At 70.7% G+C, this 21810-nt stretch carries 17 protein-coding genes and 1 tRNA gene; 9 read left to right on the forward strand and 9 right to left on the reverse strand.

What is annotated here, in order from left to right; genetic code table 11:
* Nucleotides 1-948 (forward strand): chitinase (locus EAO73_RS16910; RefSeq protein WP_224756352.1); only part of this gene is annotated, 948 nt, incomplete at its 5' end.
* 151 nt (nt 949-1099) lie between these two features.
* Here the strand turns inward: EAO73_RS16910 and EAO73_RS16915 are convergent.
* The gene (locus tag EAO73_RS16915; RefSeq protein ID WP_147972393.1) at nt 1100-2887 is read right to left on the reverse strand and encodes a 2-isopropylmalate synthase; all 1788 of its coding nucleotides are present in this window, start codon (nt 2885-2887) and stop codon (nt 1100-1102) included.
* Nucleotides 2888-3061: 174 nt separating this feature from the next.
* Here EAO73_RS16915 and EAO73_RS16920 point away from each other — a divergent pair, with 174 nt between their 5' ends.
* A complete protein-coding gene (locus EAO73_RS16920; protein ID WP_147972394.1) occupies nt 3062-3757 on the forward strand; it encodes a FadR/GntR family transcriptional regulator in 696 nt (231 codons plus the stop codon).
* Here EAO73_RS16920 and EAO73_RS16925 read toward each other — a convergent pair.
* Both EAO73_RS16925 and aspT read right to left on the reverse strand, forming a co-directional pair.
* Complete coding sequence (locus EAO73_RS16925) at nt 3754-5406, reverse strand: bifunctional aspartate transaminase/aspartate 4-decarboxylase (protein WP_147972395.1); 1653 nt, start codon at nt 5404-5406, stop codon at nt 3754-3756. The two genes, EAO73_RS16920 and EAO73_RS16925, sit on opposite strands and share 4 nt — an antisense overlap.
* Nucleotides 5407-5464: 58 nt before the next feature.
* Complete coding sequence (gene aspT, locus EAO73_RS16930; protein WP_147973486.1) at nt 5465-7144, reverse strand: aspartate-alanine antiporter; 1680 nt, start codon at nt 7142-7144, stop codon at nt 5465-5467.
* Between the two features lie 644 nt (nt 7145-7788).
* Between aspT and EAO73_RS16935 the strand changes: the two genes are divergently transcribed.
* From EAO73_RS16935 to EAO73_RS16955, 5 genes are all read left to right on the forward strand, one after another.
* The gene (locus EAO73_RS16935) at nt 7789-9114 is read left to right on the forward strand and encodes an extracellular solute-binding protein (RefSeq protein ID WP_147972396.1); all 1326 of its coding nucleotides are present in this window, start codon (nt 7789-7791) and stop codon (nt 9112-9114) included.
* 165 nt (nt 9115-9279) lie between these two features.
* A complete protein-coding gene (locus EAO73_RS16940; protein WP_147972397.1) occupies nt 9280-10278 on the forward strand; it encodes a carbohydrate ABC transporter permease in 999 nt (332 codons plus the stop codon).
* A 16-nt stretch (nt 10279-10294) separates the two neighbouring features.
* Nucleotides 10295-11215: a carbohydrate ABC transporter permease gene (locus EAO73_RS16945; RefSeq protein WP_147972398.1), complete on the forward strand. Its 921-nt coding sequence runs from the start codon at nt 10295-10297 to the stop codon at nt 11213-11215.
* A gap of 124 nt (nt 11216-11339) precedes the next feature.
* A complete protein-coding gene (locus EAO73_RS16950; RefSeq protein ID WP_147972399.1) occupies nt 11340-12806 on the forward strand; it encodes a GH1 family beta-glucosidase in 1467 nt (488 codons plus the stop codon).
* Between the two features lie 255 nt (nt 12807-13061).
* The gene (locus EAO73_RS16955) at nt 13062-14093 is read left to right on the forward strand and encodes a LacI family DNA-binding transcriptional regulator (protein ID WP_147972400.1); all 1032 of its coding nucleotides are present in this window, start codon (nt 13062-13064) and stop codon (nt 14091-14093) included.
* Nucleotides 14094-14240: 147 nt separating this feature from the next.
* On the opposite strand, the gene EAO73_RS16960 is transcribed toward EAO73_RS16955, so the two are convergent.
* The gene (locus EAO73_RS16960) at nt 14241-14672 is read right to left on the reverse strand and encodes a MarR family winged helix-turn-helix transcriptional regulator (protein ID WP_147972401.1); all 432 of its coding nucleotides are present in this window, start codon (nt 14670-14672) and stop codon (nt 14241-14243) included.
* A gap of 107 nt (nt 14673-14779) precedes the next feature.
* Between EAO73_RS16960 and EAO73_RS16965 the strand changes: the two genes are divergently transcribed.
* Nucleotides 14780-15604, forward strand: a complete 825-nt coding sequence (locus tag EAO73_RS16965) for an MBL fold metallo-hydrolase (protein WP_147972402.1) — start codon at nt 14780-14782, stop codon at nt 15602-15604.
* Nucleotides 15605-15661: 57 nt separating this feature from the next.
* On the opposite strand, the gene EAO73_RS16970 is transcribed toward EAO73_RS16965, so the two are convergent.
* The 3 genes from EAO73_RS16970 to EAO73_RS16980 form a co-directional block, all read right to left on the reverse strand.
* Nucleotides 15662-15734: transfer RNA gene (locus tag EAO73_RS16970), tRNA-His, on the reverse strand.
* A gap of 115 nt (nt 15735-15849) precedes the next feature.
* A complete protein-coding gene (orn, locus tag EAO73_RS16975) occupies nt 15850-16452 on the reverse strand; it encodes an oligoribonuclease (RefSeq protein WP_018518050.1) in 603 nt (200 codons plus the stop codon).
* Between the two features lie 10 nt (nt 16453-16462).
* Nucleotides 16463-17683, reverse strand: a complete 1221-nt coding sequence (locus tag EAO73_RS16980; protein ID WP_147972403.1) for a helix-turn-helix domain-containing protein — start codon at nt 17681-17683, stop codon at nt 16463-16465.
* Between the two features lie 894 nt (nt 17684-18577).
* On the opposite strand from EAO73_RS16980, the gene EAO73_RS16985 reads away from it, so the two are divergent.
* A complete protein-coding gene (locus EAO73_RS16985; protein WP_147972404.1) occupies nt 18578-19099 on the forward strand; it encodes a universal stress protein in 522 nt (173 codons plus the stop codon).
* 287 nt (nt 19100-19386) lie between these two features.
* Here the strand turns inward: EAO73_RS16985 and glmS are convergent, their stop codons facing one another.
* Both glmS and EAO73_RS16995 read right to left on the reverse strand, forming a co-directional pair.
* Nucleotides 19387-21216 (reverse strand): glutamine--fructose-6-phosphate transaminase (isomerizing), encoded by a 1830-nt coding sequence (glmS, locus tag EAO73_RS16990; RefSeq protein ID WP_147972405.1) that lies wholly within the window; start codon nt 21214-21216, stop codon nt 19387-19389.
* Between the two features lie 57 nt (nt 21217-21273).
* On the reverse strand, nt 21274-21549 hold the full coding sequence (locus tag EAO73_RS16995) for a hypothetical protein (protein ID WP_147972406.1): 276 nt from the start codon (nt 21547-21549) through the stop codon (nt 21274-21276).
* Nucleotides 21550-21810 lie beyond the last annotated feature (261 nt).

Consider the following 21810-nt stretch of genomic DNA (forward strand, 5'->3'; position numbering starts at 1 on the left):
ACTCCCACCCCCACGCCGACCCCCACGAAGACCGACGACGGCGGTGGCACCGCGAGCGGCGCCGGCTTCGCTCCGTACGTGGACACCTCGCTCTACCCGGCGTACGACCTGACCGACACCGCGAACAAGACCGGGGTCAAGCAGTTCAACCTCGCCTTCATCACCTCCGGCGGCAGCTGCGCCCCGCTCTGGGGCGGGGTCACCGGCCTCGGTGACGACCACGTCGCCTCCCAGATCGGCGCCCTGCGCGCGGCCGGCGGCGACGTCCGGGTCTCCTTCGGCGGGGCCGCCGGCTCCGAACTGGCCCTGCGCTGCTCCTCGGCCGCCGACCTCGCCGCCGCGTACGGCAAGGTCGTCGACACGTACAAGCTGACCAAGGTCGACTTCGACATCGAGGGCGGCGCGCTCCCCGACACCGCCGCCAACACCCGCCGCTCGCAGGCCATCGCGCAGCTCCAGAAGGCGCACCCCGGCCTGGACGTGTCGTTCACGCTGCCGGTGATGCCCGAGGGCCTGACCCAGCCCGGCGTCGACCTGATCGCCGACGCGAAGAAGAACGGCGTGGACGTCGGCGCGGTCAACATCATGGCGATGGACTACGGCGCCTCCTACAGCGGCGACATGGGTACGTACGCCATCCAGGCGGCCACCGCCACCCAGGCCCAGATCAAGGGCGTGCTCGGGCTCTCCGACGCCGAGGCGTGGAAGGCCGTCGCCGTCACCCCGATGATCGGCGTGAACGACGTCAGCACCGAGGTCTTCAAGGTCGAGGACGCCACCCAGCTGGTGACCTTCGCCAAGGAGAAGGGCCTCGCCTGGCTCGCGATGTGGTCGGGCACCCGGGACAAGGAGTGCGCGGGCGGCGCCAAGCCCACCGCCGACGCCTCGTGCAGCTCCATCACGCAGGAACCGCTCGCCTTCACCAAGGCGTTCGGCGCCTACAAGTAGGGCCGGCACACAGGACCACACCCCCCTCCGCGCACTCCTTGTCCCGGGTGCCCGACGTGCTCGGCCCCGGCCGGAGTGCGCGCCCCACTGCCCCCGGCCGGGGCCGAGCACCCCCCTTCACCCGGCCGGGGGCGCACCCGTCCGCGAGCCGCTACCCCCGCGCCCGGTTCACCGCCGACAGCACCGCCGCCACCGACGCGGCCACGCCCGAGGCGTCCCGGCCCGCGCCCCAGCGCTCCTCGCCGCCGGCGCGGCAGCGCGCGTACGCGGTCGTTGTCCCGGTCCCGTCCGGCCCCTGCTCCACCAGGTCCAGGACGGCCGCCTCCACCCCGGCCGCCGCCAGCGCGTCCGCGAACGCCGTGACCGGACCGGTGCCCGCCCCCTCGTAGTCGCCCTCCCGCTCGTCCACCCGCAGGGTGCAGACGAAGCGGTGCTCACCGGCCGGTCCGGTCTGCGCAGACCAGGAGGTGAGGGCCACCCCGCCGTCCCGCCCGGGGACCAGGTACGCCGCCTCGAACAGGTTCCACAGGTCCTTCCCGGTGGCCTCCAGACCGCTGTCGTCGGTCGCCTCCTGGACGGTGCGGGAGAACTCCGCGCGCATCCCGGCCGGCAGGTCCACGCCGTGGCCGGTGCGCAGCAGATGGGCGATGCCGCCCTTGCCCGACTGCGAGTTGACCCGGATGACGGCCTCGTACGTACGTCCCACGTCGGCCGGGTCGATCGGCAGGTACGGGACCTCCCACAGCTCGGAGTCCCCGTCCGCGCGGCGGGCGAAGCCCTTGCTGATGGCGTCCTGGTGGGTGCCGGAGAACGCGGTGTACACCAGGTCCCCGCCGTACGGATGGCGCGGCGGCACCGGCAGCCGGTTGCAGTGCTCCACCGTGCGGCGGATCTCGTCGATGTCCGAGAAGTCGATCATCGGGTCGACGCCCTGGGCGTGCAGGTTGAGCGCCAGGTTGACCAGGTCGACGTTGCCGGTGCGCTCCCCGTTTCCGAACAGGCAGCCCTCCACCCGCTGGGCCCCCGCCAGCACCGCCAGCTCCGCGCAGGCCACGCCCGTACCGCGGTCGTTGTGCGGGTGCACGGAGAGGATCACCGCGTCGCGCCGGGCCAGGTTGCGGTGCATGTACTCGATCTGGTCCGCGTACACGTTGGGTGTGGCGATCTCCACCGTGGCCGGCAGGTTGTGGACGACCGGCCGGTCGGGCGAGGCGTCCCACAGCTCGGTCAGGCTGTCGCAGATCTCCAGGATGTAGTCCGGCTCGGTCAGGTTGAAGACCTCCGGCGAGAACTGGAACCGGATGTCCGCGCCGGGCCGGGCCCGCGCCAGCCGGTCCATCTGCCGGGCGGCCTCCAGCACCACGCCGTGCACCTCGGCCCGGTCGCGGCCCAGGACCACCTCGCGCCAGACGGGCGCGGTCGCGATGTAGAGGTGGACGACGACCCGGTCCAGGCCCGCCACGGACTCGAAGGTCCGCTCGATCAGGTCCGCCCTGGCGGGGGTGAACACGACCACGGTGACGTCGTCGGGAACGGCCCCGCTCGTGGCCAGGTGGCGTACGAAGTCGAAGTCGGTGCGGCTCGCCGACGGGTAGCCGACCTCGATCTCCTTGAAGCCCATCGCGACCAGCAGGTCGAACATCCGCCGCTTGCGCGGGGTGTCCATCGGCTCGGCCAGCGCCTGGTTGCCGTCCCGCAGGTCCACCGGCACCCACAGCGGGGGCCGTTCGATACGGGCCTGCGGCCAGCTGCGCCCGGTCAGCGGGACCGCGACGCGGTCGTACGCGGAGCGGTAGCGGTGCGACGGCATGGAGCTGGAGCGCTGGGGGTTCCAGCGGGGCGCGGCCTCGGGGACCGGGCCGCGGGGCGTGCAGATGGTGGGGAAGCCGTGCATCGGGGACCGGGCGCCGGACGGGGCCGCGGGCATGAACTCGGGCATGAACGGTGTCTCTTCTCGCATCGCCGGATGCGACCGGCACAGCACGGCACCCCGCGGCGGGGTGCCGATCGCTTCAGGCCCCGCCGCGGCAGCCGAGAAGGAGGAGACCGCGGTACGTCATGGCCGGTACAGTAGCCAGAAGACAACTCCTCAGACAACCTGACAGGTGAACCCGTGTCCGCGCTCGGCCCCCTCCGCCCCAGCCCCCTCGTCGAACAGGCGACCAGCCATCTGCGCGCGCGGATCACCGAGGGGCACTGGCCGGTCGGCACGAAGCTCCCGGGCGAGACGACCCTCGCCCGCGAACTGGGCGTGGGCCGCTCCACGGTCCGCGAGGCGGTGCGTACGCTCGCCACGCTCGGCCTCCTCCGCTCCCGCCAGGGCGCCGGCGTCTTCGTCGTCGCCGACCACGTCACGGAGGACTGGCCGGTACGGCTGCGCAGGGCGTCGGTCACCGATGTCTACGAGGTCCGCATGCTCATCGAGGTCCAGGCCGCGCGCCTCGCCGCCCGCCGCCGCACCGACGAGGACCTGGCCGCCCTCGACGCCGCGCTCACCGCCCGGCTCGCGGCGGGCGAGGGCACCGACGACGCGGACTTCGTGGACGCGGACATCGCGGTGCACCGGGCGGTCGTGGCCGCCGCGCACAACCCGGTCCTCAGCGACCTCTTCGCCGAGTTCGTCCCGGCCCTGCGCCAGGGGCTCATCGACCTGGTGGACCTGCTCGGGCTGCGCCGCGACGACCCCCACCACGGGCATGCGGGCCACCGGGCCCTGGTCGCCGCGGTGGTGGCGGGCGACGCGGAGGCGGCGGCGCGCGCGGCGCAGGAGGAGCTGGAGGGCACGCTGACCCGGCTGCGCGCGGCCTAGGCTCCGGAGGCCCGCCACTCCTGCGCGTACTCGTCGAAGACGACCCGCAGCTGGTGGCCGATCTTCAGGTAGTCCAGGTCGTCGAGGTTGGCCAGGGACACCCGCACCGACCATTCCGGTCCGTCGAAGCCGCCCCCGTTCAGCAGCACCACGGAGGTCTGCTCGGCCAGCCGGAACAGCGGGTCGACGGGTTCGTAGTTGGCCTCCAGATAGGCGGCGAACTCCTTGCCCAGGGTGCGTTCCGCCTCCGCCAGCAGGTCCAGCTCGATGTAGTACGCGGCACGCTTCGGGTCCTCGGAGATCTTCATGTGGGCGCCTTCGAGCAGCAGATCGAGGCGCCGGTGCACGATGGAGCGGATGCGCCGCTTGTACTCCTGGCCCTCGTCCAGCATGTCGAACAGCGAGAACAGCGCCATCATCACCTGCTGCGGCAGCGACAGCCCGGCCGTGTGGTTGAGCGCCACCTGCCGGGAGTCCGCGACCAGCCGGTCGATGAACCGCATCCGCTCCGGTTCCAGGGAGAGCGACCCGTACCGCTTGTTCAGCCGCGCCTTCTCCTCGGCGCCCTGCGCGGCCAGCAGGTCGTCGATCACGTTGTCGTCGTGCAGCCCGATGACCCCGAGCCGCCAGCCGGTGGCCCCGTAGTGCTTGGAGTAGGAGTACACGAGCAGCGAGTTGCGCGGCAGGTCGGCGGCGAGCGAGCGGAAGCCCTCGACGAAGGTCCCGTACACGTCGTCCGTCACGACGATCAGGTTCGGGTTCTGCCCGGCCACGATGTCCACGATCTGCCGGGCGACCTGCGGGGAGAGAGCGAGCGAGGGCGGGTTGCTCGGGTTGACGCAGCAGACCATCCGCACCGAGGGATCCGCGAGCTTGGCGATCTCCTCCGGCGGGTAGCGCCACTGCCGCACCCCGGTCTCGGTGAACAGGTTCGCCTCGACGTGCACGACGTCGAAGCCGTACGTTTCCAGCTCCGGGATCTCCAGGTACGGCGTGAACACCGGCACCATCAGGGCGATCCGGTCGCCCCGGTGCAGGATGCCGTTCTTCAGCAGCGAGTCGAAGATGTAGCACATCGCGGCGGTGCCGCCCTCGGTCGCGAAGAGGCTGAGGTGCTGCCCCTCCGGCGGCCGGTGGTCGAACATCTCGTCCGTCACGTATCCCCGTACGATCTGCTCGACGTGCGGCAGGATGCGCCCCGGCACCGGGTAGTTGTCCCCGATCGAGGAGTCCGCCAGCTCGTGCACGAAGGCGTCGGGCGTGAAGCCGAACCGCTTGACCGCCAGGTCGACGCACGCCTTCAGCAGCTCCATGCCGGGCAGCCCCGGGCGCGTACGCGTGAAGCGGGCGAAGCGCTCGGCGCAGCCCGACTCCTCCGGCATCCCGCCCAGGTTGTCCGCCGTCCAGACCCGCCGGGACTCCTCGATCGCGAAGTAACCGAGCGCGTGGTACGCCTCGCGGGGGCCGGTGGCGACCCAGTTCGGGTTGCCGCGGCCCGCGTTGAGCATGACCCGGGTCGTCTTCCCCTTCTGGCCGGGCTTGTCGCTCTGTTCCGCCTGGGCGATGCTGATGAACTTGTCCTTCAGCTCGAACGGGCTGAGCTGGGCGTACGCGTGGATCTGCGCGCGGCCGAGGGATTCCTTGGGCATGTCCGTGCTCCCGCTTGTCAGTGGTCGAGGGTGACGGTGGTGGCGCCGGGGGAGCCGGTCATCCGGATCCCAGGACACCGACGAGGACGGGGCCGGTGAGGGGCAGCAGGAAGTTCGAGAGCGCGTACGTGATCGTGTAGCCGAGCAGCGGTACGGAGCTCTGCGCCACCTGGGTGATGGAGGTGATCGCCGGGGTCGAGCACTGCTGGCCCGCGATGGCGCCGATCAGCAGCGGCTTCTCGATGTGGAGCAGCTTCAGGCCGACGACCAGGGAGATGGTGGCCGGGACGAGCACCATGGCGATCCCGGCGAACGGCAGCAGCGCGCCGTACTCCTTCAGCAGCGGCCAGGCCTGCGGTCCGGCGGTGAGGCCGGTGCAGGCGATGAAGACGGCCAGGCCCAGGTCCTTCAGCGTGTTGGCGGCCTGCGGCGGGAACGCCCCGAAGGTCTGCTTGCGGGAGCGGAACCAGCCGAAGAGCAGCCCCGAGACCAGGCAGCCGCCACCGGTGCCGAGCGACATCGGGATGTCGCCGAACCGGACCACGACCTGCCCGAGCAACGAGCCCGCCACGATGCCGAAGCCCAGGTAGATGAAGTCCGTCGCGTCGTTCTTCACGACCGCGCCGATCTTCGCCACCAGCTTGTTCAGGCCCGCCCGCGCACCGACGAGGGTGAGCACGTCGCCGCGCTGCACCGTGGTCTCGGCGGAGGCGGGCAGATGCTGGTCGTTGCGCAGCACATCGGTGACGTAGACCCCGTCCTTCAGGAACTCGGGTTGGTCCCGCTCCAGTTGGGCGATGGTGGAGCCGGCCGTGGCCTTCTCGGTCACCGCGACCTGCCGGGTCGCCAGCGGGGTGTCGAGGCCCGGCACCGAGGGCGTCTCGGGTCCGATCTCGCGGCCCGCCTCGATGATCCAGGAGCGCCGGCCGACCAGCTGGACCAGATCGCTCAGGGTCAGCTCCAGGTCGGGGGAGGGGGTGAGCAGCTTGCTGCCGCGCTTGACGCCCTCGACGGTGACCCTGCCTGCCCGTACGGCTTTCAGTTCACCGATCCTGAGGCCGTCGGCCAGGGTCACCAGGTAGGTACGGCCCACCGTGCCGGGCAGCGCCTCCCGCTCGTCGGCCTCCAGGCCGCGGGCGCCGCCGCGCATCTTCTCCCACAGCTCGCGGGAGGCGTCCGCCAGGTTGATGCGCATCAGCATCGGCATGATCTGGCTGGTGTACAGCACGATGGTGACCAGGCCGAAGAGGTAGCAGACGGTGTACGCGGTGGCTACGTGGCCCTGGTACTGGGAGACCTGGGCGGACGTCAGCCCGTCGAGCTTGCCGATGGCCTCGGTCGCCGTACCGACCACGGCGGACTCCGTCGCGGCGCCTGCCAGGATGCCGGACGCGGTCCCCACGTCGAGGTCGAACGCCTTGGCCAGCCCGAAGGCGATACCGAGGACGCAGACCAGCTCGATCAGGCAGAGCGCGAGGAAGCGGAGGCTGCGCCGGTTGAGGTTGGCGAAGAACTGCGGCCCGGCGAGATAGCCGAGCGAGAAGATGAACAGCGCGAAGAACACCGTCTTGACGTCGTCGTCGACGGTGACGTGCCGGGTACCGATCAGCAGCGAGACGATCAGCGTTCCGCAGATGCCGCCGAGCGTGATGGGGCCGACGCGGAGCTTCCCCACGAGGTAGCCGAGGGCGAGACAGAGGAAGAGGGCAAGCTCGGGATGGTCCCGGATCACGCCCATCCGCTCACCACCCCGGACCGGCAAAGCTGACATTTAGCCACATAGCCGAAAGCTAACAGCGCCTCCGTTCCCCGGCACGTCCACACCGTTCGGGGCATGCAACCGGCCCCCGGCCTCCGGGTCGCCCCACCCGCCGGCTCCGGCCGGTCCCGCCCCGGCTTCGGGCAAAGAACGCGCGACTCCGCATTCCCGCCCCCCGCAGGCCGTACCCCGTTCACTTCCCGGCGGGGCCCCCGAGGGTGGGGCGGCCCGTTTCCGGGGGATGCCGGAAAACCGGCACGCCTGCCGGTTCTTCCCGGGCGCCCGGCCAAGATCCAATCCCAACCCGCTTGCCACCTGCGGTAATTCAAAATCGCGGCCGAGGCCGCAACGCGGCGCACCGCTTTGGCAAGCCTTCGGGCGGACACGGTCTCGTGACTTGCAGGACACGCTCACGCAACGGAAGCGTCTTCAACTCTTGACACCCACCCCTCCGAGGCAGCAATCTTCCGACATCGACGCATGGGAGCGCTCCCACATCGCACGGGGTTTCCCGCGTGAACGGCACTGCCCGTGTCCTCCCCCCAACCCCATCCGGCACCCGCACTCACCAGCGCGTATGCCACGCAGTGAGCCAGTCCCACCCTGGAACAAGGAGTAGTGGAATGCGTATCACCCGCACCGTCGCCGGCCGGAGCCGCAGAGTCGCGGTTCTGGCCACCACGGGCCTGACCGCTTCGGCGCTGCTGCTGACCGGCTGCAGCAGTGACGACTCCGACTCGAACGAGTCCTCCGGCGCGAACGGGAAGATCACGCTGACCGTCGCCGACTTCGGCCAGTTCGGCTACAAGGAAGCCGGTCTGTTCGCCAAGTACCACGAGCTGCACCCGAACATCACGGTGAAGGAGGACACCACCGCCGATGAGAAGGTCTACTACCCCAAGCTGCTCCAGCAGCTGAACTCGGGCAGTGGTCTCGCCGACGTCCAGGGTCTCGAGGTCGGCCGCATCAAGGAGCTCGTCGACACCAAGGCGGACCAGTTCGCCGACCTGAGCAAGGTCATCGACGTCAACGAGTTCGTGTCGTGGAAGGAGAAGCAGGCCACCACGGCGGACGGAAAGGTGATCGGCGCGGGTACCGACATCGGCCCGATGTCGCTCTGCTACAACACCGAGCTGTTCAAGAAGGCCGGTCTGCCGACCGACCGCAAGGAGGTCGCCGCCAAGATCTCCGGCGGCTGGGAGGACTACCTCAAGCTCGGTGAGGAGTTCAAGAAGAAGGCCCCGGCGGGCACGTACTTCATGGACTCCGCCAGCGCCATGTACAACGCCGTCGTCAGCTCCAACGCGAAGCAGTACTACGACGAGAGCGGCAAGGCGATCTACAAGGACAGCCCCAGCGTCCAGCAGGGCTGGAACCTCGCGGCCGAGGCCGCGGACAAGAAGCTGACCCAGGGCCTCGCCCAGTTCAGCGACCCGTGGAAGGCCGCGCTGCGCAAGAGCACGATGGCCACCGTGGTCTGCCCCGCCTGGATGGCCGGCCAGATCTCCGTGAACGCCGGTGACGCCAACAAGGGCAAGTGGGACATCACCACCGCCCCCGGTGCCACCGCCGCCAACTGGGGCGGTTCCTTCCTCGGCGTCCCGAAGGCCGGCAAGAACGTCGACGAGGCCACCAAGCTCGTCAAGTGGCTGACCGCCCCCGAGCAGCAGGCCGCCGTCTTCAAGGCGATCGGTTCCTTCCCGTCCAACAAGGGCGCGTACGAGCTGCCCGACGTGAAGACCGCGACCCTGCCGTACTTCAACGACGCCCCGATCGGCCAGATCTACGCCGACGAGGCCAAGTCCATCCCCGAGACGATCCTCGGCCCGAAGGACGCGGCGATCAAGGACACCATCTCCACCCAGATCAACAACATGGAGCAGCGCGGCACCAAGCCGGACGACGCCTGGGAGGCGGCGACCAAGGCCATCGACAAGGTGATCGGCTGACGTTCGCCGGGGCGCGTCCGGCCTGATCCGCCGGACGCGCCCGGCGCGGGCGGCCCTCCGGGGCCGCCCGCACCTGCGTGTTCCTGAGGGGTGCGACGCGACGGCCCAGTCGGCCCCCGCCCCGTACCCGGGTAACTCAAGCAATCCAGGGAAGGACTCCCGCTCGTGGCCACCTCGACTCCCACCCGGGACGCATACGCGCCGCCACCCCGCGGCTCCCAGCACACACCGGCGGACACCCGCCGGCAGACGTGGCGGAGCAGGCTCTGGCGGTTCGACGACAAGGCGTCGCCGTACGCCTACATAGCCCCGTTCTTCCTCGTCTTCGGGGCGTTCGGGCTCTACCCGCTCGTCTACACCGGCTGGATCGCCCTGCACCGGGTCGAGATGACCGGCATGAACCAGATGGAGTGGGTCGGCTGGGACAACTTCGACAGGATCCTGCACGACTCCGAGTTCTGGACGGCCGTCGGCAACACCTTCCTGATCGGTGTCATGTCGACGGTCCCGCAGCTGCTCGTCGCGCTCGGCCTGGCGCACCTGCTGAACTACAAGCTGCGCGCCAGCACCTTCTGGCGCACGGTGATCCTCACCCCGTACGCCACCTCGGTGGCCTCCGCGGCCCTCGTCTTCGCCCTGGTCTTCCGGGCCGACGGCGGCCTGCTGAACTGGGCGCTGCACTTCGTCGGCCTCGGCGACACCAACTGGGCCAACGGCCACTGGACGTCCAAGATCGCCATCTCGGTCATCGTGATCTGGCGCTGGACCGGCTACAACACCCTGATCTACCTGGCCGCGATGCAGGCGGTGCCGTCCGACCTGTACGAGGCGGCCTCGCTCGACGGTGCCTCGCGCTGGCAGCAGTTCCGCAAGGTGACCATCCCCTCGCTGCGGCCCACGATCCTCTTCACGATCGTCATCTCGACCATCGGCTCCATGCAGCTGTTCGGTGAGCCCCTGCTGCTGGAGGGCGGCACGCTCGGCGCGACGGGCGGCAACGAGAATCAGTACGAGACCCTCAGCGTCTATCTCTACAACTACGGCTGGAACCTGGGCCATCTCGGTCCGGCCGCCGCGGTGGCCTGGGCGATGCTCGCCCTCCTGCTGATCATCGCCGCGGTCAACTGGCTCATCGGCCGCTTCGTACGCACATCCGCGGTCTGACCGGGAGCGATATCCAATGACCATCACCAGCCCCACCAAAGCCCCGGAGCTCGGCCTCCCAGCGCGTTCCGCCCACCGCGCGCCGAAGCGCGCGAGCCGCTTCAAGCCCGGTGCCGGGCAGCAGCTGAAGGGCGGCCCGTTCGCCTACATCGCCCTGGCCGTCGTCGGTATCGGCTCGCTGCTGCCGCTGTACTGGACCCTTGTGGCCGCGTCCCACACCCAGGACGAAGTGCTGGCCACCACCCCGCCGTTCCTGCCGGGCGACCGCCTCTTCCACAATCTCGACGCCGCCTGGACCCAGGCCCACCTGGGCAAGGCGATCGTCAACAGCGTCATCGTGGCCGGCTGCATCACCGCGGCGACGCTCTTCTTCTGCACCCTGGCCGGCTACGCCTTCGCCAAGATGCGCTTCCGCGGCCGCAACGCCCTGATGACCGGGGTCATCCTGACCCTGACGATCCCGCCGCAGCTCAGCGTCGTCCCGCTGTTCATGATGATGGCCGACCTCGGCTGGGGCGGGAACCTGGAGTCGGTGATCTTCCCGACCCTGGTCAGCGCCTTCGGCGTCTTCTTCATGCGCCAGTACCTCAGCGAGGCACTGCCGTACGAGCTGATCGAGGCCGCCAAGATCGACGGCGCGAACAACTTCCGCATCGTGCTGAGCGTGGTGCTGCCGGTGGCCCGCCCCGCGATGATGGTGCTCGGCATGCTCACCTTCGTCCAGGCGTGGAACGACTTCTTCTGGCCCTACCTCGCCCTGAACCAGCAGAACCCCACGCTTCAGGTGGCCCTCGGCCAGCTCAGCGCCTCGTACACCCCCGACACCAGCATCGTGATGGCCGGCGCGCTGATCAGCACCCTGCCGCTGCTCGTGGTGTTCGTGGTCTTCGGCAAGCAGATCGTCGGCGGGATCATGTCCGGCGCCGTCAAGGGCTGACGCCCGCTCGCCACCACCTCTCCGTACCGGACCCGTACGGCCCCCGCCCGCCCCGCGGGTCGTACGGGCTCCGCAGCCCCACCCGTCACGCCCCTGTCCGTCACCTCCCTGGGAGCGCTCCCGCATGACTGCTGTACGACCCGACATCGCCCCGAAGCCGGTGCCCGAGGCCACCACCGAGTTCCCGACGGGCTTCCTCTGGGGAGCGGCCACCGCCGCCTACCAGGTCGAGGGTGCCGCCGCCGAGGACGGGCGCACGCCCTCCATCTGGGACACCTTCAGCCGCACCCCCGGCAAGGTCCGCAACGGCGACACCGGCGACATCGCCGCCGACCACTACCACCGCTACCGCGACGACGTGGCCCTGATGAAGCAGCTGGGGCTGAAGGCGTACCGCTTCTCCGTCTCCTGGTCCCGGGTCCAGCCCACCGGCCGCGGCCCCGCCGTCGAACGCGGCCTCGACTTCTACCGCAAGCTCGTCGACGAGCTGCTGGAGGCCGGCATCACGCCCGTCGCCACCCTCTACCACTGGGACCTGCCCCAGGAGCTGGAGGACGCCGGTGGCTGGCCGGAGCGCGCGACCGCCGAGCGGTTCGCGGACTACACCGCGATCATGGCCGGCGCCCTCGGCGACCGCGTCGGCATGTGGACCACATTCAACGAGCCGTGGTGCTCGGCCTTCCTCGGCTACGGCTCCGGGGTACACGCCCCCGGCCGCACCGAGCCCGCCTCCGCCCTGCGGGCGGCCCACCACCTCAATCTCGCCCATGGCCGGGCGATCGAGGTTCTGCGCGGTCAACTCCCCGCTACCGCGCAGACCTCGGTCACCCTCAATCTCCACCAGGTGCGCCCGCTGACACCGAGCCCCGAGGACGCGGACGCCGCCCGCCGCATCGACGCGGTCGGCAACCGGGTCTTCACCGGACCGATGCTGCACGGCGCCTACCCGGAGGACCTGCTCGCGGACACCGCGCACGTGGTGGACTGGTCGAAGCTGGTGCGGGACGGCGACCTGGAGGCGATCTCCCGCCCGGTCGACGTCCTCGGCGTCAACTACTACACGCCGACCCTGGTCTCCACGCCCGCCGAGGGCGCCGGCGACACCCGTAACGACGGCCACGGCGCGAGCGACTACTCGCCCTGGCCCGGCTCCGAGCACGTCGCCTTCCACCTTGCCGACGGCAAGCCGACCACCGCCATGAACTGGTCGATCGACCCCAACGGGCTCTACAACCTGCTCATGGACGTCACCCGCGAGCACCCCGGCGTCCCGCTCATGGTCACCGAGAACGGCGCCGCCTTCGACGACTACGTCTCGCCCGAGGGCCGGGTGCAGGACCCCGAGCGCATCGCCTACCTGCACGGCCACCTCGACGCCGTGCAGCGCGCGGTGGCCGACGGCGCGGATGTGCGCGGCTACTTCCTCTGGTCGCTGATGGACAACTTCGAGTGGGCGTACGGCTATTCGAAGCGCTTCGGTGCCGTGTACGTGGACTACGCCTCGCAGCGCCGCATCCCGAAGGCCAGTGCCCACTGGTACGCCGACGTGATCCGCCGTCACGCACTGCCCCCGCAGGGCGGTCTCGCCTGACATCTCCCTCCCTCTCCGGTACGTCCTGACCCGTACCGGCCCGCTGAGACCCGGCACCCGTGCCGGGTCTCAGCCGTTTCCCGGCTCCACCCCCGGCCTGTGCGGAAGGCTTGACCACGCGCGTAGAGTGGGAGCGCTCCCACTCAGTGGGGGAGGGGAGCGGCCGACCGGTCCCGCAGAGTGTCAAGGGAACCCACACCAGGACTTGGTTTGGTTATCCGACTGTGAGAAATTGACCGCGAACGGGAGGCAGCCATGACGGCAGCGCGAGTACGGAGCGKGGGCCGGCCCMCGCTCGAAGAGGTCGCGGCGCGGGCGGGGGTCGGGCGGGGCACGGCCTCGCGCGTCATCAACGGATCGCCCCGCGTCAGCGCCCACACCAGGGAGGCGGTCGAGGCCGCCGTCGCCGAGCTGGGTTACGTACCCAACCGGGCGGCCCGTGCGCTGGCCGGCAACCGTACCGACGCCATCGCGCTCGTCGTGCCCGAGTCGGAGAGCCGCTTCTTCGCGGAGCCGTACTTCTCCGACATCGTGCGCGGGGTCGGCGCCGCCCTCGCCGACACCGAGATGCAGCTGCTGCTCACCCTCGTCGGCAGCGACCGCGAGCGCCGCAGGCTCGCCCAGTACCTCACCGCGCACCGTGTGGACGGCGTGCTGCTGGTCTCCGTGCACGCCGACGACCCGCTGCCCGACCTGCTGGAACAGCTCGGTATGCCCGCCGTGATGAACGGGCGCAGATCCGCCGCCGAATCGCTCTCCTCGGTCGACTCCGACAACTTCGAGGGCGCCCGCGGCGCGGTGGAACACCTCGTCTCGCGCGGTCGCCGCACCATCGCCACGATCACCGGCCGGCTCGACGTCTACGCCTCCCAGAGCCGCCTGGACGGCTACCGCCAGGCCGTCCGCGACGCGGGCCTGGAGCCCGACGAGCGGCTGATCGCCCCCGCCGACTTCTCCGAGGAGGGCGGCGTCCGGGCCATGCGCGACCTGCTCGCCCGCCGCCCCGACGTGGACGCGGTCTTCGCCGCCTCCGACGTGATGGCCGCCGGCGCCCGTCAGGTCCTGCGCGAGGCCGGCCGCCGCATCCCCGACGACGTCGCCCTCATCGGCTTCGACGACTCGGCCGTGGCCCGCCACATGGACCCGGCCCTCACCAGCGTGCGCCAGCCGATCGAGGAGATGGGCCGCACGATGACCCGGGTCCTCCTCGACATGATCTCCGGCGAGAGCGCGGATCGCGCCCAGATCGTGCTCCCCACGGAACTGGTGGTCCGCGACTCCTCGTGAGCCCGGATCGCGGCAACTCGGGTCATCCGGGGCGCATTTCGCGTAGTTTCTGAGTCGTGGACCCTTCCCTGGGCGCTCTGGTCGTCGCCGTCGTGGGGGCCCTGCTCGGCTCGGCTTCGCGCCGGACGCGTGGACGGAGTTCGTCGGTCACGTCGGCCGGGCGACCGTCTTCTCCAGCAGCTCCTGAAGGGCCCGCTGCCCTCCCGGGCCGAGCCCGGCCAGCGGTGAGCCCTCGGTGAGGAGTTCCAGGAGCCGTGCGCGTACGCCGGTGCCCTCGGGTGTCAGTACGAGGTGCCGGGCGCGCCGGTCGGTGGGGTGGGGGCGGCGTTCGACCAGTCCCCGCTTCTCCAGCTTGTCGACGACGAAGGTGGCGTTGGACGGCTCGCAGCTCATGCGCTCGGCCAGCTCGCGCATGGTCATCGGCCCGGTCATCTCCCGCAGTGCCGTCGCCTGGGCGGCGGTGAGGCCGAGGGGGACGGCGCACGTGCGCACGTGATCGGCGATCCGGGCGGCCAGCCCGTTCACCAGCCCGCAGAGCTCCCGCTCGGCGGCGGCCCGTGCCTCGGGGGGTGTCGTCATGGGCCCACTCTAGCAAGTCCATCAAGCACGAATAATTACAACTTGAATGTTTCTAGTTCGATGCTTACGGTGGCACCGCCACACAGCGACGAACGAGGAGCGACGCCATGACGGACCCGAGCACCCTGCGTCTGGGCGACACCACAGTGTCCTTCGTGCCGGACGGAGTGATCCAGGGCCGCCCGACCGCCTGGCTGCCGAACAGCACCGACGCCTTCTGGGCGGCCCACCCGGAGTACCTGGATGCCTCCGGATACCTGGTCGCGAGCGTCGGCGGTCTCCTGGTGGAGCACGGCGGCCGCGCCCTCCTGATCGACGCGGGCTTCGGCCCGCACACGCTCCCGGCGGACCCGGCCACCCCCAACGGCGCCATGCGCGGCGGCGACCTCCCGGCCGGCCTGGCCGCGCTCGGCCGGACCCCGGACAGCATCGAGGCCGTCGCCTTCAGCCACCTCCACCCGGACCACACGGGCTGGGCCGCCCACGAACGGCTCTTCGCCCGCGCCGCGTACCTGGTGGCGGAACCGGAATGGGCCGCCCGCGAGCCCGGCGACGGCCTGGACGCCCTCGCGCCCCACGTCCGTACGGTGGCCGACGGCCAGGAGATCTTCCCCGGCGTCCGGGTCCGGGTCACCGCCGGACACACCGCGGGCCACACGGAGTTCGTCATCACCGGCGGCGGGAAGCGGCTGATCGCCTTCGGGGACTCGCTGCACTCACCGGTCCAGGTGGACCGGCCCGACTGGTCCTGCGTCTACGACCACGACCCGGCCGGGTCCGCCGGGCACCGCCGCCGCCTCGTCGCCGAACTCGCGGAGCCCGGCACGCTCGCCTTCGGCATCCACTTCGCGGACCGGGTCTTCGGCCGGGTCGTACCGGGCGGCGACGGACCGGCCTGGCGGCCCCTGGGCGCCGCCGACGGTCTCGCGTAGCGCCGGGAAACGCATCAGCCCCCGACCTGTGAGACAGGTCGGGGGCTGATCATTCAGGGTGAGTAACGGGACTCGAACCCGCGACATCCTGGACCACAACCAGGTGCTCTACCATCTGAGCTATACCCACCATGTCCGGTCGTTTCCGACCGGCCGAGAAAAAGTGTACAGGGTCCGGGAGGGTGCTCGCGCCCTCATTCCCCGGCGGTGGGTCACGGCCCCCGGAAGGGCCGTGACCAGCGGCTTCAGCCCCGGGGCTGCGACACCCGCGCCGCGGCCGCCTTCGCCTGCTCGGAGTCCGGGCCGGGCTGCGGGACGAACACCGCCTCGCGGTAGTACCGCAGCTCCGTGATCGAGTCGCGGATGTCGGCGAGCGCCCGGTGGTTGCCGTTCTTCTCCGGGCTGTTGAAGTACGCCCTCGGGTACCAGCGGCGGGCCAGCTCCTTGACGGAGGAGACGTCCACGATCCGGTAGTGGAGGTAACCCTCCAGGAGGGGCATGTCCCGGGACAGGAAGCCGCGGTCGGTACCGACCGAGTTCCCGCACAGGGGCGCCTTGCCGGGCTCCTTCACGTGCTCGCGGACATAGGCGAGGACCTGCTCCTCGGCGTCGGCCAGCGTCGTACCGCCGGCCAGCTCGTCGAGGAGGCCCGAGGCGGTGTGCATCTGCCGCACCACCTCGGGCATGGTCTCCAACGCCGCGTCCGGCGGGCGGATCACGATGTCCACCCCTTCGCCGAGCACGTTCAACTCCGAGTCGGTGACCAGCGCGGCCACCTCGATGAGTGCGTCTTCCGTCAACGAGAGCCCGGTCATCTCGCAGTCGATCCACACCATGCGGTCGTTCATGCGCCCCACCCTACGGGGCGCTCCGCTGTCCGGGCAGGGCCGGGCGCCCCGCGGCGAACACGTCGGTGCCCGCCTTCCCGGGGTCCGGACGGCCCGCGTCCAGCACCGCGGGCGCGGCGCCGGACGGACCCGCGACCGCGGCCCGGCGGCTCCCCGGGGTGCCCTGGGCGGGCACCGCGAGCTCCGTCACCGGGACCGGCTCCGGTACCCCGCCCTGCGGACGGCGGGCCCGGTAGGCGGCCCGGTACGCGGCGGGGGAGGAGCCGAGCTGGCGGCGGAAGTGCCCGCGCAGCGCGACCGGCGAGCGGAAGCCGCAGCGGCCCGCGACCTCGTCCACCGAGTAGTCCGACGTCTCCAGGAGGCGCTGCGCCTGCAGCACCCGCTGAGTGATCAGCCACTGGAGCGGTGCGCTGCCGGTGAGCGAGCGGAACCTCCGGTCGAAGGTCCGCCGGCTCATGTAGGCACGCGCGGCCAGCGTTTCCACGTCGAACTGCTCGTGGAGATGCTCCAGCGCCCAGGCGACGACCTCGGCGAGCGGGTCGGAGCCGATCTCCTCCGGTAAAGACCTGTCCAGGTAGCGCTCCTGGCCGCCACTGCGCCGGGGCGGCACGACGAGCCGGCGGGCCAGTGCCCCGGCGGCCTCCGTGCCGTGGTCCGAGCGGACTATGTGGAGGCACAGGTCGATGCCGGCCGCCGTCCCGGCGGAGGTGAGCACGTCGCCGTCGTCGACGAACAGCTCGCGCGGATCGACGTGGACCGACGGATAGCGCTTGGCCAGCGTCGGCGCGTACATCCAGTGCGTGGTGGCGGGGCGGCCGTCCAGCAGCCCGGCGGCGGCGAGCACGAAGGCCCCCGTGCACAGCCCGACGATGCGGGCGCCCTCCTCGTGGGCGCGGCGCAGCGCGTCCAGGGCCTCCATGGGCGGCGGCGAGGTGATCGAGCGCCAGGCGGGCACCACGACGGTGCCGGCCCTGCTGATCGCCTCCAGCCCGTAGGGCGCGGTCAGTTCGAGTCCGCCGGTGGTGCGCAGGGGTCCCTCTTCGCCGCTGCACACGAGCAACCGGTAGCGCGGAACTCCCGCGTCCTGGCGGTCGATTCCGAACACCGACAGCGGGATGGAGCTCTCGAAGATGGGGCCACCGCTGAACAGCAGTACGGCGACGACTTCACGACGTCGTCGTCCGCCCAGCTTCCGTACAGCCTCCGTTGCGGTGGCGGAGTCCTGGCTCATGACGCTAAGCCCCCCTCGGTGTTCGCGTCTTCCTGGTCCTTACGGGCCTGTCGCACCTGCACTTGTCCCCTCGGTCGTGCACGAGTCCCCGGCCTTCGACGCCCAAGATCGAATCTACTGCGTCCCGTGGTGCCGTCGTGACAAGTTCACCAACCGGCTCATTGTCGACAAGGCAACCTGGCGGGAAGCGTTCGATCACGAAGCGTTTCACTCGCAGGTCGTGCAGGGAAGTGCGTTCGGCGTTCATGGCCCGTCCCCATGGGGTGGAAGCGTACCGCCCGGTCTCTTCCTGCCTGGTGGCAAGGGGGTTGATCGGCCATTTCGACAAGGAATCAACCGGCCCCAGAAGTTGGCTGAAAATGTACGGTCGCGTGTGCGGAAATCAGTCGTTCTACCGGCGCACAACCCACGGCGCCCGGCCACTCCCGCGCGCCCCCTCGCGGGATCGCGCAACCACGACGGCCGGGCCGGCGCGCCCGGTGGGGCGTGCGCCGGAGCCGGCAGCCGGATACCGTCCACGCGGTTCCATGCGGGGCGGGTCGTGCGTCGGGTTCCGGACGGGTCGGCCGGCTCCCCCGGAAGGGTGGGTTCCGGTACGCCCGGCCGACGCGCCCGCCGGACCCGGCGAAGCGTTTCTTCCGGGCGCCCGAAGGGGTGCGGGGAGCGGACCGGGCGGTCTGTGTACCGGGCAACCGGCATTGCCATACAGGGCCGCTCTCGGGCATGCTCCGGAAAACGTCGCATGCGCCGTGCGCGGGGCGGGCAATGGAGGAGTGGCGCCGTACCCTTGGGGGTAAGGGGTTGGGAAGATGATTCCCGGACACCACGACACCGCCCGCTGACGCACCTTTCCACGTCGCTCTCCTCACGAGGACTCTCTTCGCCGAGAAACCGATGGCCGGTCACGAAATCCCCGAACCCGCGGACCGCAAGCAGGTAGCCGACCCCATGTCGGAGCCGCTCGCGGCCGAACAAGCGCGCCGTCCGTGCGACCCCGCCTTCCGGCATGGGGTCGTCGTCGGCTTCGACGGCTCGACCTCCAGCGAGCGGGCCCTCGCCTATGCGATCGGCATGTCCCGCAGGACGGGCTCCGGTCTGATCATCGTCCACGTCGCCAACCGGCTGCCGACCACGGTCTGGGCGGGCTGCGAGCCCCCCGTCTTCGTCGACGTCCCGGACCACCGCACCGAGGTCCTCGGCCTGGAGCTCGCCTGCGCGGACTATCTCGCCGAGGTGTCCTGGGTGCTCGTGGAGCGCGGCGGGGACATCTGCCACGAGCTGGAGGAGGTCGGCCGGGAGTACTCGGCCGACGCCATCGTGGTGGGCTCCACGCACGGCCTGGTGGGCAAGATCTTCGGCTCCGTGGCGGGCCGTCTGGCCCGCCGCGCGCAGCGCCCTGTCGTCGTCATTCCGTAGCCCCGGCCGGCGGTCCGCGGCCCGTCACCGGTACCTCGGGAATTGGCCTGCGGCCCGTGCGCCGGGCGGCGTGATTCCGGCTGTTCGGGGCCGCTCGCGCGGTGGCGTCAACTCGCCTGTGGAAAACGCCGGATGAGTGACGCTACCAACGCGTAGAGCGGGATTCCGCGCTGGTGAGGGGCGGATACGCGTCACCCGGCACAGCACATTCGTATGCGAAGGAGCGGTCCCGCGGGCCACCTCTCGTGGCCTGCGGGACCGCTCCTGTGCGTCGCTGCGCGCCGTGCCTACTCGACGGTGACGGACTTCGCCAGGTTGCGCGGCTTGTCGATGTCCCGGCCCATGGCCAGCGCCGTGTGGTACGCGAAGAGCTGGAGCGGGATGCCCATGAGGATCGGGTCCAGCTCGTTCTCGTTCTTCGGCACGACGATGGTGTGGTCGGCCTTCTCCTGGACCTGGTGGGCCACGGCGAGGATGCGGCCGCTGCGGGCCTTGATCTCCTCCATCGCGGCGCGGTTCTTCTCCAGCAGGTCGTCGTCCGGCACGATCGCCACGGTCGGCATCGCGGGCTCGATCAGCGCGAGCGGGCCGTGCTTCAGCTCGGACGCGGGGTAGGCCTCGGCGTGGATGTACGAGACCTCCTTGAGCTTCAGCGAGGCCTCGCGGGCCACGGGGTAGCCGCGCACCCGGCCGATGAACATCATCGACTTCGCATCCGCGTACTCGGCGGCCAGCTTCTTGATCTCGTCCTCGCCCTCCAGGATCGCGCTGATCTGGGCGGGCAGTTTGCGCAGGCCCTCGATGATCCGCTTGCCGTCGGCGACCGAGAGGTCACGGATGCGGCCCAGGTGCAGGGCGAGCAGCGCGAACGCGACCACGGTGTTGGTGAAGCACTTGGTGGAGACCACGCACACCTCGGGGCCGGCGTGCACGTACGTACCGCCGTCGGCCTCGCGGGCGATCGCCGAGCCGACCACGTTGACCACACCGAGGACCCGGGCGCCCTTGCGCTTCAGCTCCTGGACGGCGGCCAGCACGTCGTACGTCTCACCGGACTGCGAGACCGCGACGTACAGCGTGTCGGGGTCCACGACCGGGTTGCGGTAGCGGAACTCGGATGCGGGCTCGGCGTCCGCGGGGATGCGCGCCAGCTCCTCGATCAGCTGCGCGCCGATCTGGCCCGCGTGGTACGAGGTGCCGCAGCCGAGGATCTTGATGCGGCGGACCCCGCGCGCCTCGCGGGCGTCCAGGTTGAGGCCGCCCAGGTGCACCGTGGAGAACCGGTCGTCGATCCGGCCGCGCAGCACCCGGTCGACGGCGTCCGCCTGCTCGGAGATCTCCTTGTGCATGTACGTGTCGTGGCCGCCCATGTCGTACGACTCGGCCTCCCACTCCACGGTGGTCGGCGTGGCCGTCGTGGTCGAGCCCTCCGTGGTGTACGTACGGAAGTCGTCGGCCTTGAGGGTGGCCATCTCGCCGTCGTCGAGGGTGACGACCTGGCGGGTGTGGGCGACCAGGGCGGCGACGTCGGAGGCGACGAACATCTCCTTCTCGCCGATGCCGAGGACGACCGGGGAGCCGTTGCGGGCCACCACGATGCGGTCGTTGAAGTCGGCGTGCAGGACGGCGATGCCGTACGTGCCCTCGACGGAGCGCAGGGCCTCGCGGACCTTCTCCTCCAGCGTCCCGGCCTCCGAGCGGGCGATCAGGTGGACCAGCACCTCGGTGTCGGTCTCGGAGAGGAAGACGACACCCTCGGCGGTCAGCCGGGCGCGCAGCTCGGAGGCGTTGTCGATGATCCCGTTGTGGACGACGGCGACCTTGCCCTCGGCGTCCAGGTGCGGGTGGGCGTTCTCGTCGCTCGGGGCGCCGTGCGTGGCCCAGCGGGTGTGGGCGATGCCGGTGGTGCCGGCGAAGCGCTTGGGGACCCGGGACTCCAGCTCGCGGACCCGGCCCTTGGCCTTGACCGACTTCAGCGTCGCGGGCTTCCCGGCCGCGGGCTTCCCGGTGATCACGATGCCGGCGGAGTCGTAACCCCGGTACTCCAGCCGCTGCAGGCCCTCCAGCAGCAGCGGAGCCACGTCACGCTTTCCGATGTAACCGACGATTCCGCACATAGAGCGTTCTGCCCTCCATCGACGAACAAGTAAGGGGTACCCGGCCGTGAGGCGGCCTCAGCCGTAGACGATGCGGCGCAGCTGACGGAGCGAGAGCTCCGGCGGCGCGACCGCCCGGTGCGGCAGTTCGGCCGCGATCCGTTCGAAGATCTCCGTGTTCACCAGGCCGCCGGACTGCAGTTCGCGGTGGCGGCGGCGGACGAAGACCTCGGTCGTCTCGTCGAAGTACGCCAGCACGTCGAGGATCACCCGGGCGGCTTCACCACGGGGGAGCGTGGTGCTGCGCACCACGTGGTCAATGAGGTCGTCGTACGACGAGAGGCGTTCGAGCACCCGTCGATACTGCGGTGGAAGCGGCCCGAGCGCAACAATCCTGCCCGATATCGGGCAGAGATGGGGGTCGGGGGCCCTCTTTTCTGCGTCTTGGGTGGATTTCGAGGGGGCGGTGCGCGGTCACGGAGAGGGGCTGTCGCCCCAGTGGTCGGAGCCGAAGGGGTGAATTCGCACATAAGCCGCAAAGCGTCCCCAGGGCGCCGGGGCGGCCAACGCCGGTAAGTGGTCTACACCTTGACCATCCGTGAGGCGCGCGGTACG

This window comes from Streptomyces sp. col6, from assembly GCF_008042035.1.
Lineage (GTDB): Bacteria > Actinomycetota > Actinomycetes > Streptomycetales > Streptomycetaceae > Streptomyces.

What these genes read in the sequence shown, in the direction of transcription:
- EAO73_RS16915 (WP_147972393.1), bottom strand. Translation starts at nt 2,887, where the DNA reads ATGCCCGAGTTCATGCCCGCGGCCCCGTCCGGCGCCCGGTCCCCGATG.
- EAO73_RS16925 (WP_147972395.1), bottom strand. Translation starts at nt 5,406, where the DNA reads ATGCCCAAGGAATCCCTCGGCCGCGCGCAGATCCACGCGTACGCCCAG.
- aspT (WP_147973486.1), bottom strand. Translation starts at nt 7,144, where the DNA reads ATGGGCGTGATCCGGGACCATCCCGAGCTTGCCCTCTTCCTCTGTCTC.
- EAO73_RS16935 (WP_147972396.1), top strand. Translation starts at nt 7,789, where the DNA reads ATGCGTATCACCCGCACCGTCGCCGGCCGGAGCCGCAGAGTCGCGGTT.
- EAO73_RS16945 (WP_147972398.1), top strand. Translation starts at nt 10,295, where the DNA reads ATGACCATCACCAGCCCCACCAAAGCCCCGGAGCTCGGCCTCCCAGCG.
- EAO73_RS16950 (WP_147972399.1), top strand. Translation starts at nt 11,340, where the DNA reads ATGACTGCTGTACGACCCGACATCGCCCCGAAGCCGGTGCCCGAGGCC.
- EAO73_RS16960 (WP_147972401.1), bottom strand. Translation starts at nt 14,672, where the DNA reads ATGACGACACCCCCCGAGGCACGGGCCGCCGCCGAGCGGGAGCTCTGC.
- EAO73_RS16965 (WP_147972402.1), top strand. Translation starts at nt 14,780, where the DNA reads ATGACGGACCCGAGCACCCTGCGTCTGGGCGACACCACAGTGTCCTTC.
- orn (WP_018518050.1), bottom strand. Translation starts at nt 16,452, where the DNA reads ATGAACGACCGCATGGTGTGGATCGACTGCGAGATGACCGGGCTCTCG.
- EAO73_RS16980 (WP_147972403.1), bottom strand. Translation starts at nt 17,683, where the DNA reads ATGAGCCAGGACTCCGCCACCGCAACGGAGGCTGTACGGAAGCTGGGC.
- EAO73_RS16985 (WP_147972404.1), top strand. Translation starts at nt 18,578, where the DNA reads ATGGCCGGTCACGAAATCCCCGAACCCGCGGACCGCAAGCAGGTAGCC.
- glmS (WP_147972405.1), bottom strand. Translation starts at nt 21,216, where the DNA reads ATGTGCGGAATCGTCGGTTACATCGGAAAGCGTGACGTGGCTCCGCTG.